At 44.0% G+C, this 15371-nt stretch carries 11 protein-coding genes; 7 read left to right on the forward strand and 4 right to left on the reverse strand.

Going from position 1 to position 15371, the window contains the following annotated elements:
- The first annotated feature begins 286 nt into the window (after nucleotides 1–286).
- The 6 genes from gltB (at nucleotide 287) to C9J12_RS19885 (ending at nucleotide 9575) form a co-directional block, all read left to right on the forward strand.
- Nucleotides 287–4750, forward strand: a complete 4464-nt coding sequence (gltB, locus tag C9J12_RS19860) for a glutamate synthase large subunit (RefSeq protein WP_107244290.1) — start codon at nucleotides 287–289, stop codon at nucleotides 4748–4750.
- A 15-nt stretch (nucleotides 4751–4765) separates the two neighbouring features.
- Nucleotides 4766–6178: an FAD-dependent oxidoreductase gene (locus tag C9J12_RS19865; protein WP_107244291.1), complete on the forward strand. Its 1413-nt coding sequence runs from the start codon at nucleotides 4766–4768 to the stop codon at nucleotides 6176–6178.
- Nucleotides 6179–6362: 184 nt separating this feature from the next.
- The gene (gene mtnN / locus C9J12_RS19870; RefSeq protein ID WP_107244292.1) at nucleotides 6363–7061 is read left to right on the forward strand and encodes a 5'-methylthioadenosine/S-adenosylhomocysteine nucleosidase; all 699 of its coding nucleotides are present in this window, start codon (nucleotides 6363–6365) and stop codon (nucleotides 7059–7061) included.
- Nucleotides 7061–8017, forward strand: a complete 957-nt coding sequence (locus C9J12_RS19875) for a cobalamin biosynthesis family protein (RefSeq protein WP_107244293.1) — start codon at nucleotides 7061–7063, stop codon at nucleotides 8015–8017. Before mtnN ends, C9J12_RS19875 begins: the two co-directional genes overlap by 1 nt.
- The gene (btuF, locus tag C9J12_RS19880; protein ID WP_107244294.1) at nucleotides 8018–8842 is read left to right on the forward strand and encodes a vitamin B12 ABC transporter substrate-binding protein BtuF; all 825 of its coding nucleotides are present in this window, start codon (nucleotides 8018–8020) and stop codon (nucleotides 8840–8842) included.
- A 121-nt stretch (nucleotides 8843–8963) separates the two neighbouring features.
- Nucleotides 8964–9575, forward strand: coding sequence for a trimeric intracellular cation channel family protein (locus tag C9J12_RS19885; protein ID WP_107244295.1), 612 nt, complete (start codon nucleotides 8964–8966; stop codon nucleotides 9573–9575).
- A gap of 307 nt (nucleotides 9576–9882) precedes the next feature.
- Here C9J12_RS19885 and C9J12_RS19895 read toward each other — a convergent pair whose 3' ends face one another.
- Both C9J12_RS19895 and tyrS read right to left on the reverse strand, forming a co-directional pair.
- Nucleotides 9883–10497, reverse strand: a complete 615-nt coding sequence (locus C9J12_RS19895) for a DedA family protein (protein WP_107244296.1) — start codon at nucleotides 10495–10497, stop codon at nucleotides 9883–9885.
- A gap of 124 nt (nucleotides 10498–10621) precedes the next feature.
- Nucleotides 10622–11809: a tyrosine--tRNA ligase gene (tyrS, locus tag C9J12_RS19900; RefSeq protein WP_107244297.1), complete on the reverse strand. Its 1188-nt coding sequence runs from the start codon at nucleotides 11807–11809 to the stop codon at nucleotides 10622–10624.
- Between the two features lie 126 nt (nucleotides 11810–11935).
- On the opposite strand from tyrS, the gene C9J12_RS19905 reads away from it, so the two are divergent.
- Nucleotides 11936–13261, forward strand: coding sequence for a peptidoglycan DD-metalloendopeptidase family protein (locus C9J12_RS19905; RefSeq protein WP_107244298.1), 1326 nt, complete (start codon nucleotides 11936–11938; stop codon nucleotides 13259–13261).
- A 121-nt stretch (nucleotides 13262–13382) separates the two neighbouring features.
- On the opposite strand, the gene erpA is transcribed toward C9J12_RS19905, so the two are convergent.
- Together erpA and clcA are read right to left on the reverse strand one after the other, a co-directional pair.
- Nucleotides 13383–13724, reverse strand: coding sequence for an iron-sulfur cluster insertion protein ErpA (gene erpA / locus C9J12_RS19910; protein ID WP_006230607.1), 342 nt, complete (start codon nucleotides 13722–13724; stop codon nucleotides 13383–13385).
- Nucleotides 13725–13784: 60 nt separating this feature from the next.
- Nucleotides 13785–15188 (reverse strand): H(+)/Cl(-) exchange transporter ClcA, encoded by a 1404-nt coding sequence (gene clcA / locus C9J12_RS19915; protein ID WP_006230606.1) that lies wholly within the window; start codon nucleotides 15186–15188, stop codon nucleotides 13785–13787.
- Nucleotides 15189–15371 lie beyond the last annotated feature (183 nt).

The following is a 15371-nucleotide window of genomic DNA, read 5'->3' on the forward strand; positions in this document are numbered from 1 at the left end:
AACCGCTATCCTTAAATTCGACTCCCTGTGGTGTTCTGAATAGTCAGATAATTAATGGACTTGGTATAAATACATTCTTTGATTTTCAAATGAAAAAATTAAAAACAAATCACTGATAAGAAATATATATTGTGCAGCACGCAAATGTGATCTGTAACGATAATTTGACCTTTTTGTAATTTGTCGTTAACTTGAAATGTCGCTATAAGCAGAAAAGACGATCAGGAAGATTGTCATACTTATGCAGTCACACTGTTTAAATGAGCAGAAGCAAGGGAGAGTTGCAATGACACTGTATGACCCAGCGCTGGAAAAAGATAACTGTGGTTTTGGTTTAATCGCCCATATTGAAGGTGATACTAGTCACAAGCTAGTGCGTACCGCCATATCGGCATTGGATCGTATGACCCATCGAGGTGGAATCGCTGCCGACGGAAAAACCGGTGATGGTTGTGGGCTATTAATGAAAAAGCCCGAGAGCTTTTATCGTATTATCGCCAACGAAAAAGACTGGAAACTCGCCCGAGAGTTTGCCATTGGCATGCTATTTCTTAGTCAAGATCCAGTTAAAGCCGAGCAAGCCCGCGCAATTATCAATGATGAGCTATCAAAAGAAACATTGTCTATTGCTGGTTGGCGTACTGTTCCTATCAATGATCAGGTTCTCGGCCCTATTGCGAAAGAATCATTACCCAATATTGAGCAGGTATTTATCAATGCGCCAGCCGGTTGGAAACCTCGCGACATAGATCGTCGTCTTTATATTGCTCGCCGCCGCATTGAAAAACGCATTACTGACGATCCTGATTTTTATATCTGTAGCCTCTCTAGCCAAGTCACGGTTTACAAAGGCTTGTGTATGCCAGCAGATTTACCACGATTTTACACAGATCTTGGTGATCTCCGTTTAGAGTCTTCTATTTGCTTATTCCACCAACGTTTCTCGACCAATACCCAACCACGCTGGCCATTGGCACAACCCTTCCGGTATTTGGCCCACAACGGTGAAATTAATACCATTGCGGGTAACCGCCAATGGGCGCGCGCGCGCGCTTATAAATTTGCTTCACCATTATTACCAGATCTTCAAACTGCCGCCCCTTTTATCAATGAAACAGGCTCAGATTCATCTAGCTTAGATAACATGCTAGAACTGTTTTTGGCTGGCGGCCTCGATCTATTCCGTGCAATGCGCATGTTAGTGCCACCAGCGTGGCAAAATCATCCTGATATGAATCCTGAACTTCGCGCTTTCTATGATTTTAACACAATGCACATGGAACCCTGGGATGGGCCCGCAGGTATCGTGATGTCTGATGGGCGCTATGCCGCCTGTAACCTTGATCGAAATGGTCTACGACCGGCACGTTATGTGATCACAAAAGACAAATTGATAACCCTTGCATCAGAGGTCGGTATTTGGGATTACGCTCCCGATGAAGTATCTGAAAAAGGCCGTGTTGGCCCTGGTGAACTGCTCGTTATCGACACCAAGTTCGGTAAAATCTGGCATTCTAGCGACATAGACAACGAACTTATGGGGCGACACCCTTATAAAGAGTGGATGGACAGCCACGTTAAACGGTTAATCCCTTTTACTGAGCTGGGTGACGATCAAGTCGGCAGCCGCTCATTGGATGACAACGAACTCAAGACTTATCAGAAACTATTTGGCGTCAGTCACGAAGAGTTAGATCAGGTATTACGTGTTGTCGGCGAAAACGGTCAAGAAGCGACAGGCTCAATGGGTGATGATGCCCCTATGGCGGTATTGTCATCAAAAGAGCGCGCCATTACCGACTACTTCCGCCAAATGTTTGCTCAGGTGACTAACCCACCGATAGATCCACTGCGTGAAAAGCACGTTATGTCACTCGCCACCTGTATTGGTCGTGAAATGAATGTGTTCTGTGAAACCGATGGTCACGCTTACCGAGTTGCCTTTAATTCACCGATATTACTGTATTCAGATCTAGTACAACTATTAGAACTCGATAACCAATATTACCGTAATAGCATTATCGATATTAACTACGAACCAAGCGAAAAAGATCTCAAACAAGCCATCAATGATCTCTGTGACCAAGCTGAACGCCTTGTTCGCAGTGGTACCGTGTTACTTGTATTATCCGATCGTGGGATTGATAAAAATAAGTTACCGATCCCTGCCGCAATGGCCGTCGGTGCCGTGCAAAATCGCCTAGTGACAACGAATTTGCGCTGCGATGCCAATGTAGTTATCGAAACTGCAACTGCACGCGACCCACACCAATTTGCGGTATTAATTGGCTTTGGTGCCACCGCGGTTTATCCATACCTTGCTTATGAATCGCTGGGTAAGCTGATTGATAATGGGGCAATATCTAAACCATACCGTGATGTGATGGTGAATTTTCGCGATGGCATGAATAAAGGTCTATACAAGATCATGTCTAAAATGGGGATCTCCACTGTTGCCTCATACCGTTGTTCACAACTCTTTGAAGCGATTGGCCTGCATGAAGACATCATTGAACTGTGCTTTAGTGGTGTTTCAAGCCGAATTTCTGGTGCTAACTTTGACGACTTCCAACAAGATTTATTTAATCTATCACGTAAAGCATGGCTAAAACGTAAGCCGATAGAACATGGCGGCTTGCTAAAATACGTTCATGGTGGTGAATTCCACGCCTACAATCCCGATGTAGTTGGCACCCTACAACATGCTGTTAAATCAGGTGATTACAACGATTACTTATCATTTGCCAATATCGTTAATGAACGTCCAGTAGCCGCTATTCGCGACTTATTAACATTAAAGAAATCTGATACCCCTACAGCACTAGAGCAAGTTGAAGCAGCCAGTGCACTCTATCAGCGCTTCGATTCCGCAGCGATGTCTATTGGAGCACTCAGCCCTGAAGCCCATGAAGCACTCGCGATTGCGATGAACCGCTTGGGCGGTTACTCAAATTCAGGAGAAGGCGGCGAAGATCCACGTCGCTTTGGCACCGAGCGAAACTCACGTATTAAGCAAGTGGCTTCAGGACGATTTGGCGTCACGCCGCATTACTTAGTCAATGCCGATGTTATTCAGATCAAAGTGGCACAAGGTGCGAAACCCGGAGAAGGGGGCCAGCTGCCGGGTCACAAAGTCACCACTGAAATCGCTAAACTGCGCTTTGCGGTATCTGGGGTAACATTAATATCACCGCCACCTCATCACGATATTTATTCGATTGAAGATTTAGCCCAATTGATCTTTGATTTAAAAGAAGTGAATCCTAAAGCCATGGTTTCGGTCAAGCTGGTTTCAGAGCCAGGTGTCGGCACGATTGCGACAGGTGTCGCTAAAGCCTACGCAGATCTCATCACCATTTCTGGCTACGACGGCGGAACCGGTGCTAGCCCACTCTCCTCTGTAAAATATGCGGGCAGCCCGTGGGAATTGGGGTTAGCGGAAACTCAACAAGCATTAGTGGCAAACGGATTACGGCATAAAATCCGCCTACAAGTCGATGGTGGCTTAAAAACCGGTCTCGATGTGGTGAAAGCGGCAATTCTAGGTGCTGAAAGCTTTGGTTTTGGTACTGCCCCAATGGTGGCGTTAGGCTGTAAATATCTACGTATTTGCCACCTAAATAACTGTGCAACAGGGGTGGCAACCCAAGATGAAAAACTGCGCCGTGACTTCTTTAAAGGTTTACCAGAACAAGTCATGAACTACTTCATCGGCTTAGGTCAGGAGGTTCGTGAATTATTGGCTCAGTTAGGGGTAAAGCAGCTCACTGATCTGATTGGTCGTACTGATCTACTAGCTGTCATTAACGGCCATACCGCGAAACAAAACAAACTTGATTTAAGCAGCCTACTACATGCGCCTACACCAATCGCAGGCAAAACAGTGTATTGCAGCGAACCCAATACCCCGTTTGATACCGCTCAATTAAGTAGTACCTTAATTAAAGAAGCCTTGCCAGCCATAGAAAGCCGAAGCGGTGCCGATTTATATCACGATATTCGTAATACTGATCGCTCGATTGGTGCCCGTTTATCCGGTGAAATTGCACTACGTTATGGTAACCAAGGCATGGCAGGGCAACCCATCAATCTTTACTTAACAGGTACTGCTGGTCAGTCATTTGGAGTATGGAACGCAGGTGGGCTAAACCTTAACTTAACGGGCGATGCCAACGACTATGTGGGAAAGGGAATGACTGGCGGCAAGATTGCCATCAGACCACCAATCGGCTCTGCATTTAAATCGCATGAGGCCACGATTATTGGTAATACCTGCTTATATGGTGCGACGGGCGGAAAGCTATTTGCTGCAGGTACCGCAGGTGAACGCTTCGGGGTGCGTAACTCAGGAACGATTGCTGTAGTTGAAGGCGCTGGTGATAACGCCTGCGAATACATGACGGGGGGGATTATTGCTATTTTAGGTAAAACAGGGGTTAACTTCGGTGCCGGCATGACCGGTGGCTTTGCTTATATTCTTGATGAAGATGGTGATTTCGCAGGACGCGTAAATCCAGAGCTCATTGAAACACTGCCGTTAAATGACCTTCAAATCCACCAAGAGCATTTACGCGGTTTAATTGATCGCCATCTTGAAGAAACAGGTTCAAGCCGAGCGCAAGAAATTCTAGCCGACTTCGACCAATGGATTCCGAAGTTCCATTTAGCGAAACCTAAATCGGCCGATGTGAATACTCTTCTGGGTCACCAAAGCCGCTCAGCTGCCGAGCTGCGTGTTCAAGCACAATAAGGGAGGAGAAAGCTAATGAGCCAGAACGTATACCAATTCATTGATGTCGCGCGTGTTGATCCTGCAAAAAAACCGCTTAACATCCGTAAGATTGAGTTCGTTGAAATCTACGAACCCTTTACACAACAGCAAGCTGGCGCTCAAGCTGATCGCTGCCTTGACTGTGGTAACCCATATTGTGAATGGAAGTGCCCAGTACATAACTACATTCCACAGTGGTTAAAATTAGCCAATGAAGGGCGCATATTAGAAGCGGCAGAACTAGCCCACCAAACCAATACGCTACCTGAAGTCTGTGGTCGAGTATGCCCACAAGATCGTTTATGTGAAGGATCTTGTACACTTAATGAGGACTTTGGTGCCGTCGCTATTGGTAACGTTGAAAAATACATTACCGATAAAGCGTTTGAAATGGGCTGGAAGCCCGACATGTCGCATGTTGAATGGACAGATAAAAAAGTGGCGATTATTGGTGCCGGTCCAGCAGGGTTATCTTGCGCTGATATCTTAGTGCGCAATGGCGTAAAACCCGTGGTATTTGATCGCTACCCTGAAATTGGCGGTCTACTGACATTTGGCATCCCCTCTTTCAAACTAGAGAAAGAGGTGATGGTTAACCGCCGTAAAATATTCACTGAAATGGGCGTTGAGTTCCAACTCAATACCGAGATCGGAAAAGACATTCAGATGAATGACTTACTCAAAGACTATGATGCTGTTTTCCTTGGGGTCGGAACGTATAAAAACATGCGCGCAGGGCTAGAAAACGAAAATGCAGCCGGTGTTTACGATGCCCTGCCATTTCTCGTATCGAATACCTACAAAGTGATGAACCTAAACACTGACATTGATTTTACTGACATGAAAGGAAAACGCGTTGTTGTGTTAGGGGGGGGCGATACCGCAATGGACTGTGTACGCACCTCTATTCGTCAAAACGCCAAAAATGTAATTTGTGCTTACCGTCGTGACGCAGCCAATATGCCGGGTTCAAGACGTGAAGTAAAAAATGCACGTGAAGAAGGCGTGAAATTCATGTTTAACCTACAACCATTAAGTATAAAAATTAATGACCAAGGCCAAGCAACTGGGGTGAATGTCGTTAAAACAAAGCTCGGTGAACCAGACGAAGCAGGACGTCGTCACCCTGAATTGGTTGAAGGCAGTGAACATTTACTTGAAGCCGATGCCGTTATTATGGCCTTTGGTTTTCAGCCTCACGCCATGCCATGGTTAGAAAAATACGCTGTCGACATTGACCAAAGAGGACGTATTAAAGCACCAGAAGCTGCTACCTTCCCATTTCAAACCTCTAACGAGAAAATTTTTGCTGGCGGCGATGCCGTACGGGGTTCAGACCTCGTCGTCACTGCAATTAATGAAGGGCGTTTAGCCGCTCAAGGTATCCTTGATTACCTTGAGGTGTAACGCTTAGCATCCGACAAATGCACAATACAACGAGAGTGTTAATGGGTTAATTTCTCAAATTAGCCCCATAAGCTCTCGTTTTTTCATACTTCAACCTTTCTCACAGCGTGGTACAATTGCGCCAATGATTACATTTCTGGTTGCGGCTCTCGCAGCAAGTATTGACTAACAAGAGAACAAATCCATGAAAATCGGCATTATTGGCGCGATGGAGCAAGAAGTTACCATCCTTAAAGAGCAACTTACTGACTGCGAAACTCACCACAAAGCAGGTTGTACTTTCTACACGGGTAACCTAAATGGCGCAGATGTTGTCTTGTTACAATCAGGGATTGGTAAAGTAGCAGCAGCTGTGGGTACAGCTGTTTTACTGGAAGTATTCCAACCAGATGCTGTCTTAAACACCGGTTCTGCGGGTGGTTTTGATTCAAGCCTAACGCTTGGTGATGTGGTTATTTCAACAGAAGTACGTTACCACGATGCTGATGTAACAGCGTTTGGCTATGAAATTGGTCAAATGGCACAGCAACCAGCAGCTTTCATTTCTGATGAAAAGTTGATATTGACTGCAGAGCAAGCACTAGCCTCAATGGGCGACATGCATGCCGTTCGCGGTCTAATTTGTACGGGGGATGCATTCGTATGTACTCCTGAAAAACAAGCGTTCATTCGTGATAACTTCCCAACAGTTATTGCAGTAGAAATGGAAGCGGCTGCAATCGCTCAAGCTTGTCATCAATTCAATGTACCGTTTGTTGTTGTTCGTGCAATTTCAGATGTCGCAGATAAAGAATCACCAATGAGCTTTGAAGAGTTCTTACCATTAGCTGCACAAAGCTCGTCGGTAATGGTTGCAAAAATGGTCGAGATTCTTAATCAGTAATGACAAATAGCTGGTCTATTTTACTCGATAACGCCTCCCTACTCGCATTGTGGGGAGCGTTAGTCATACATTGGTTTTTCCCAATACCAACAGCTATTCATCCAATCCACATTTGCCAACGTTTCGCTATTCTACTTGCCGATAAAGTCAACAACCCTAACGATAACTACAAACAACGTTTATTCTCAGGAACATTAACTTGGGCACTTATTTGGGCCACGCTGTTAATTTTATTGATTGCACTTTATCAACTTGTTTGGGTGGATGTTCTGTTTCAACTCACCTTGTTATGGATTGCACTAGATTGGCGTAATACCGCGAAACTCAGTCAGCATTTCATTAATGCTTATGCCAAAGAAGACAAAGTACGCTGCCGTCAATTACTGGAATATCCCCTTAATCGTAACACCCAAAATCTCTCTTTATTAGGTTTAGGAAAAGCAGGAGCAGAAACACAGCTTCTGAGTTACGGACGCTTAGTGGCAGGCGTTTTATTCTGGTATGCCATTGCCGGGGGGATTGGTGCCATCATGTACCGCGTTGCGATTTGTCTTGCCCGAGCATGGTCACCATCGCGTCATCAATACAATATATTCGGATTACCTGCTGTACGTATTCTCGCGATGCTAGATATTATTCCACTGCGTATACTGGCATTACTCATTACTGTCGGTAACAACAGCAAAGTCGCACTCCAAGGGTTAATCAAACAGGGAGAGCACTGGTTTCTGCCCGGTCCCGGCTGGCTACTGAGTGCGACTGGACATAAATTATCGCTGTCTTTAGGTGGACCCGCTATTTACGATAATAAGAAAATGGTGCGGCCCCAGATTGGTGGCAAAATCGCACCTGCAGCCTTTCATTTAGCGCAAATAAAACAAATGATGACGCATCGTCTACTTGCTTGGGTCATCATAGAAAGCGCGTTACTGTTTATTTTTCAAGGAAGTTTTTAAGTGCGCTTTATTTATCTGTTTATTGTTCTATTTTCATCGTTCAGTATTGCCCAGCAACCAGCCTTACGTGTCATTAGCCTATCTCCTCATACTACCGAACTTGCTTACGCCGCGGGGCTTGGTGACGCTTTAATTGCTGCCAGTGATTACAGTGATTATCCAGAGGCTGCACAAAAACTTGAGCGTGTTGCTAACTATCGCGGTGTAAAGCTCGAACGTATTGTTGCATTACAACCCGACCTCATATTGGCATGGAAAGGCGGTAACCCTCCACGTGAAATGGCCAAATTAGAACAATTAGGGTTGAATGTTTTTTATTCTAATCCTGTCGAACTGGAAGATATTGCAACAACGATCGAGCAACTTGGTCAATATTCACCAGAGCCTACACAAGCGATACAAACTGCGAATCAATTTCGCCAAGAAATTAATACCTTTAAAGCCCGCAATGAAAATCAACGTACTGTGAGTTTCTTCTACCAGTTAAGTGCCTCCCCTATCATTACCGTTGCCGATGGTAGTTGGCCAAGCCAAGTATTCTCATTATGTGGTGGCATAAATATTTTTGGGGATAGCCCTGCCGCCTACCCCCAAGTTTCAGAAGAGCAAGTTGTTGTTCGCCAACCAGAAGTTATCTTCGGCACACCTCATGCCGATACTAAAACCAGCATTTGGCATAACTGGCAAGGTAAGTTGCCAGCCGTTGATAATCATCATGTTTTTACGTTACAAGCTGATTGGCTAAATCGCCCCACACCACGTACGATTAATGCGATCAAACAAGTCTGCGGTCTGTTCGATCAAGTCAGGAATAGCACTCTGTAACAGAGTATCAACATTCAATGTGAATAAGCTCACAAAGCCATGATAGCAAGTTGAGTCGATTTTAATTCCTCGTACAATCTCAGTCCGCTCTTAATGGTCTTTTTATTTAACAGGTACAAGCATGCTTATCTATATTCTCGATATGTTCGGCACTGCCGTTTTTGCCGCATCGGGTGTGTTACTGGCGGGTCGATTAAGAATGGACCCGTTTGGGGTCGTTGTACTTGCCAGTGTGACAGCTATTGGCGGTGGTACGATTCGTGATATGGCGTTAGGTGCCACGCCAGTGTTTTGGATTACTGATACCAACTACTTATGGGTCATCTTCTTTACTTGTCTTATTAGCATGATAGTCGTGCGACGCCCGCAGCGTATGCCATGGTATTTTTTACCAGTTGCCGATGCCATTGGTTTAGCGGTCTTTGTTGCTATAGGGGTAGAAAAAGCCCTTCGTTTCGGCGCATCACCCATGGTAGCGGTGATCATGGGAGTTATTACAGGCTGTGGTGGTGGCGTAATTCGAGATGTATTAGCCAGAGAAATTCCGATGGTGTTACGAACTGAAGTGTATGCAACCGCATGTATTCTAGGTGGCATGATTCACACCATTGGCTTGAGTGTGGATATTGATCCTACGATAGCAACCCTTGCTGGTGTGGTCGCAACACTTTCGATTCGTCTTGCTGCTATTCGTTGGCACCTTTCTTTGCCAGCGTTAACCCTAAGAAGTTAACGTTACTCATAAGTCTCTTGATTACAATACCTTGCATGAAACCGCCACTCAAGGCGGTTTTTTTGTATCTAAAAATACTAAGTAAGCTAAAAACTTTACATAGAACAATAACAGGCTGCTATATAAACAAATAACCTTATAAATATAAAAGGAAGCACACAATGTCAGCCTATGTAGAGCATGCCAATATCACGATCAAGCAATTGGAGAATGCAATCCACTTCCTCCAAACCGCTATCCCTGAATTTAAGATTAGAAAACAAGGACAAGGCGCATTACGCGCCTTTAAATACCAGTATGACTGTTCTCATAAACCTAAACGGCGCTTTTTCAGCGAGCGCAAAATTAACGCTAAAAGTACAACCACTACAGCGCTAACAACCGCCCAGCACAATGCTTGATAATTATGATAAAAAGCCAGAATATGTTCCATTTCATCATGTAGATATGCCGGAGCTACCCCGAATACCATCAGCCAAACACTGATCGCCAATAAGTTACCAAATAAGAAATGTTTAACTGGCATTTGTGCAATACCACAGCCTAATGCCATGAATTGTTTGATCCCTTCAATAAATCGACTTATCAATAAACCAAACGTGCCATAACGCTCAATAAAGGCATGCAACTTTCCAAGCGTTCGAGGCTTTATCCATTGTTTGTTTACCAATACATGACCAAACTTTCGACCAATCCAGAAACCACAACAATTACCAATAAAGCCACTAAGACCCGCCACAAGTAAAATGCTAGATAACGACATTTTACCGGACGCTGCCAGTAAGCTTGCCACCACTAATAAAGATTGCCCAGGCGCAGGAATGCCAATTCCTTCAACCGCGATTGCAATCGCTAAGATCCAATAACCATATTGTTGAAGCAATGGTGTTAATTCAGCAATAATATGTTCAAACGATGTCATAACAAACCATTCGATAAAGGGATATCTCGATCATAGTCTTCTAGATGACAGAGAGAAATAAAAAAATGCAGCCAATAAAAAAGGCGCATCAAGCGCCCTTTTATATCATTGCAAGTTAACCCTATTATTTTAGGGTAATACGTGCAAACTTACGCTTGCCTACTTGGTACACAGCAGTACCAGCAGCAGGAATAAGCTTAGTATCTTCAATCTTGTTACCATCAATCTTCGCAGCACCCTGACGGATCATACGCATTGCATCAGATGTTGAATTGACAAGGCCAGCGTCTTTTAGCAAGTTGCTGATTGCAATACCGGCTTCAAATTCAAGCTCTGGCATTTCTTCAGGCATCGCACCTTTTTGGAAACGATTAATAAACTCTTGCTCAGCAGCATCTGCTGCTGCTTCAGAATGGAAACGAGCAATAATTTCTTTTGCTAGCAAAATCTTAACATCGCGAGGGTTTTTCCCGTTCGCCATGTCTTGCTTAAACTGTTCAATCTCTTCAAGTGGACGGAACGACAAGCACTCAAAGTAGTTCCACATTAGATCATCAGAGATCGACATGATTTTACCAAACATTTCTGTTGGTACTTCACTCACACCAATGTAGTTATGCGCCGACTTCGACATTTTCTTCACGCCATCAAGACCGACAAGAAGAGGCATAGTCAGTACAACTTGAGGCTTTTGACCGTGTGACTTTTGTAGCTCACGTCCCATTAATAGGTTAAATTTCTGATCAGTACCGCCAAGCTCTACATCTGTTTCCATTGCTACAGAATCATACCCTTGTAGTAATGGGTACATGAATTCATGAATCGCAATAGGACGACCGCCGTTATAACGCTTTTTAAAATCATCGCGTTCTAACATACGAGCAACGGTTTGGTTAGAAGCAAGGCGAATCATGCCTTCGGCACCTAGCTCTGATAACCACGTTGAGTTGAACTCAATTTTGGTCTTTGCAGGGTCAAGAATTTTGAACACTTGCTCTTTATACGTTTCAGCATTAGCCAAAACATCTTCACGTGTTAGCGGTGGACGAGTCGTATTTTTACCCGTTGGGTCACCAACCATACCAGTGAAGTCACCAATCAAGAAAGTAACGTCATGACCAAGCTCTTGGAAAGTACGTAGCTTATTAAGAATGACTGTATGGCCCAAGTGAATATCAGGCGCTGTTGGATCGGCACCTAGCTTGATTCGTAATGGACGGTTTTCTTTTAATTTAGCAATCAGCTCTTCTTCTGGAATCAGCTCATCAATACCGCGCTTAATCTCAGCTAAAGCTTGTTCAATGCTGGCCATTCTTGTTTGCTCCTACAGAATTGGCAAAAAAGTCATAATCAACCATCTTACTTGAATAGAGATGTTTTTTGAAACCAGTTAGACTAAGCGCTGTCTTATTTTTTCCTTTATATTAAAAAAATACCAATGCTAGTATCAAAACTTACAAAATTGCCAAGGATGCATCAAATTCTCATAGCTCTCATCAGTGCTGCTGTGATAGTGCTGATCCTGCTGCCTATGCCTAAGAAAGCAGATCAAATGGATCGTAAATTTGAAATTGGTAAAGTATATCCACTTGAAATCAACCTTGAGCCCAATCAACTTCGTCCTGCTCAAGAAGATGACCGCCCTAATATCCCTGCATTAACATGGAAAAAACACCAAGTTGCATCCGGTGAAAGTCTCGCTGTGGTCTTTAACAAGATAGGGTTAAGCTCAAGCACACTTCATCGTTTAATCAATGCTGATGAAGGTACCAAAGAGCTCACCGCATTACGTCCGGGTGATACATTTCAATTTGGTATCGATGACAAAAATGAGCTAATTCAGCTTATTCAACCCAAAAGTCCGACAGAAAAGCTCATCATTACCCGTGCTGGCGACACCTTTAAATCTAACATTGAAAAGAAAAAAGTAGACACTCAACTCAATTTTGCTCAAGCCACCATTACTTCAAGTTTTTGGAATGCAGCAGATAGAGCCGGTTTAACTGCCAATCAAATCATGGAGATTGCAGGGATCTTTGGCTGGGATATCGACTTTGCATTAGATATTCGAGAAGGCGATACTTTCTCGGTACTATTTGAAGAACGTTTTGTAGAAGGCGAGCAAATTGGCCGCGGGAATATTCTTGCTGCAACCTTCTCGAATTTAGGTCAAACCTTTACCGCTGTTCGTAGTGAAGATGGAAAATATTACGATCAAAATGGCAGTGCCATGCGTAAGGCTTTCTTACGCTCCCCGATTAATTTTCGTTACGTAAGCTCTAACTTCAACCCTAGAAGACTACACCCTGTAACCGGACGTGTACGAGCACACCGCGGAACTGACTATGTCGCACCAGTAGGCACGCCAATTTGGGCTGCGGGTGATGGCATCGTGATGAAATCAGCCTATAACAAGTTCAACGGCAACTATGTGTTCATTCGTCACAGCTCTACGTATATCACTAAATATCTTCACATGACCAAGCGTAGCGTGAAAACAGGGCAACGCGTCAAACAAGGACAAACGGTGGGCACACTAGGGAGTACAGGGCGAGTAACTGGGGCACATTTGCATTACGAATTCTTGGTAAACGGCACACATAAAAACCCACGAACTGTAAAGCTGCCGCAAGCTAATTCATTGAAAGGCAAAGAGAAGAGCGCTTTCAAAAAACATGCTAACGACAGGCTTAGTCAGCTAGCACAGTTTAGTCAGCTGATTGCAGACAATGGCCCTTTAGAGCAAGGGTCGCATAAAGGCTAACTATCGCAGCTAAATATCGAAAGTTCTTTTCTACCCTTCTTTTTATCGATATAAAAAAGCCGTCATTCATATGACGGCTTTTTTTACACTGTTTGTCTATATGAAGATAGCTAACGGTGATTTAAACGCTGAATGACGCTCCACAACCACAGGTTGTTGTTGCGTTTGGATTGTTTACAAAGAAACGAGAACCTTCCAGCCCTTCAGTATAATCAACAACACCACCAACTAAATATTGCAGGCTCATTGGGTCAACCACCAGCGTTACACCACTGTTTTCAATCGTCATATCGCCATCATTTACTTTTTCATCAAAAGTAAAACCATACTGGAAACCACTACAACCACCACCAGTGATATATACGCGTAGTTTCAGTTCTGGGTTCTCTTCTTCAGCAATAAGCGTTTTCACTTTGTTCGCAGCTACATCAGAAAAAGACAGCGGTACATTGGCGTCGCTCATTAAAGACCTCTCAAACACATGCGGTAATTAACATGATTATCTAATACCTGACTAACTTGTTCAAGTATTGCTCACTTCAGATGGCACTTCATTACGTAATTTTTCTTTTTTCATGGTTCTATGCAGTAATTGGGAGTAGATAGGCTTTCCACCCAAGACCTGCGCCAACACTGTGGCACCAATTGTCGTGATGATTAAGGGTAAGATCAGGTGATAATTATTGGTCATTTCAATCACCAGTAAGATACCGGTTATGGGTGCACGTACCGTTGCCGCAAATAAAGCCCCCATACCAGCAATAGCAAACATACCTGGCTCTAATCCTAATTCAGGAAAATACATCTGAACAATAGATCCAAAAAACGTCCCAAATAACGTGCCTAATGCCAGCATAGGCGCAAAAATACCACCCGGGGCACCAGAGCCAAAACACAACAAGGTCGTGGCAACACGCGCTAAGAATAAAATGAATAACAGGCTAATACTGTATTTACCATTGGTTGCATCAGGAATAAGGGAAATACCTCCCCCCGTTAATTCAGGAAGATAAAGCAGTAGCAAACCAAAGGTTCCCCCAAGCAAAGTTCCGGTAATTAAATAGCGGCGACGTTCATTGCGGTGAATACGAATGAATAAATCTTGAGACAGGGTAATTAAGCGATTGAAAAGCACCCCAAAGACACCAAAAAACATGCCTAATAACAAAAATAGCCATAATGCTTTTAGCGTCGGCGCATCATATTGCGGCATGGTAATAACGGCGTGCTGCCCCTTAATGCTTCGAAATACAATATTGGCAACAACCGCTGAAATGGTGACACATTTAATCGAAATTAAGCTGTAACGAAACTGAGGGCGCATTTCCTCAACAACAAACATAATACCAGCGAGTGGGGCATTAAAAGCTGCTGCAAGACCTGCGGAAGCACCCGATGCGAGAAGCGCATGGCGACCTTCTTTATCTTTTAGACGAAAAATATCAGAGACCATTCGCCCAATATTTCCGCCCATTTGAACGGTAGGGCCTTCTCGGCCTAAAACCATCCCTGAACCTAATGCACCTAAGCCACCAAAAAACTTAACGGGTAATACTCGCCACCAGCGCACGGGACGCATCTCATCCATCGCCCCTTCGATTTCAGGAATACCAGAACCTGCCGCTTCGGGGGCAAAACGGTTAACTAAGAAGTAGCCAATAAATGCTAGCGAAGCACTCACCACAAAAGCCGTTAACCATAGTGGTAATTCACTGGTAATTTCATGCACTAACCATTCGGTACGCTGTTCTGAAACCCAATGCACTCCGATTTCAAATAACGTCGCCAATAAACCCGCAATCATACCAACCAATGCTGACAGAAAAAGAACCGATACAGGGGTTTTATCTCGGGATAAAAAACGCCGAACAAGGCCACTAGGTTGTAGATGTTCAGGTGCAGGAGTGCCTTGCTTTTTATCAGTCATTATTCAGCCGTATAATTCTTTGAGAGGGTTGCAGAAAGGAGTGATGAGTTTGGTAAGTGTCTATCGTAGTTGATAGGCGCATTTTTTTACACTGTGATTGTTGGAAACTAGTTTTCCATCAGTGGTAAAGATAGTGTTATGTGACTGAGGTAGCGCAATAGAAACTCGCCAAGCGCCCTTTTT

Source organism: Photobacterium frigidiphilum (assembly GCF_003025615.1).
Taxonomy (GTDB): domain Bacteria; phylum Pseudomonadota; class Gammaproteobacteria; order Enterobacterales; family Vibrionaceae; genus Photobacterium; species Photobacterium frigidiphilum.

Coding starts and splice junctions, on each gene's coding strand:
- mtnN (WP_107244292.1), top strand. CDS start 6,363: ATGAAAATCGGCATTATTGGCGCGATGGAGCAAGAAGTTACCATCCTT.
- C9J12_RS19865 (WP_107244291.1), top strand. CDS start 4,766: ATGAGCCAGAACGTATACCAATTCATTGATGTCGCGCGTGTTGATCCT.
- gltB (WP_107244290.1), top strand. CDS start 287: ATGACACTGTATGACCCAGCGCTGGAAAAAGATAACTGTGGTTTTGGT.
- C9J12_RS19895 (WP_107244296.1), bottom strand. CDS start 10,497: ATGACATCGTTTGAACATATTATTGCTGAATTAACACCATTGCTTCAA.
- erpA (WP_006230607.1), bottom strand. CDS start 13,724: ATGAGCGACGCCAATGTACCGCTGTCTTTTTCTGATGTAGCTGCGAAC.
- C9J12_RS19875 (WP_107244293.1), top strand. CDS start 7,061: ATGACAAATAGCTGGTCTATTTTACTCGATAACGCCTCCCTACTCGCA.
- C9J12_RS19885 (WP_107244295.1), top strand. CDS start 8,964: ATGCTTATCTATATTCTCGATATGTTCGGCACTGCCGTTTTTGCCGCA.
- tyrS (WP_107244297.1), bottom strand. CDS start 11,809: ATGGCCAGCATTGAACAAGCTTTAGCTGAGATTAAGCGCGGTATTGAT.
- C9J12_RS19905 (WP_107244298.1), top strand. CDS start 11,936: ATGCTAGTATCAAAACTTACAAAATTGCCAAGGATGCATCAAATTCTC.
- clcA (WP_006230606.1), bottom strand. CDS start 15,188: ATGACTGATAAAAAGCAAGGCACTCCTGCACCTGAACATCTACAACCT.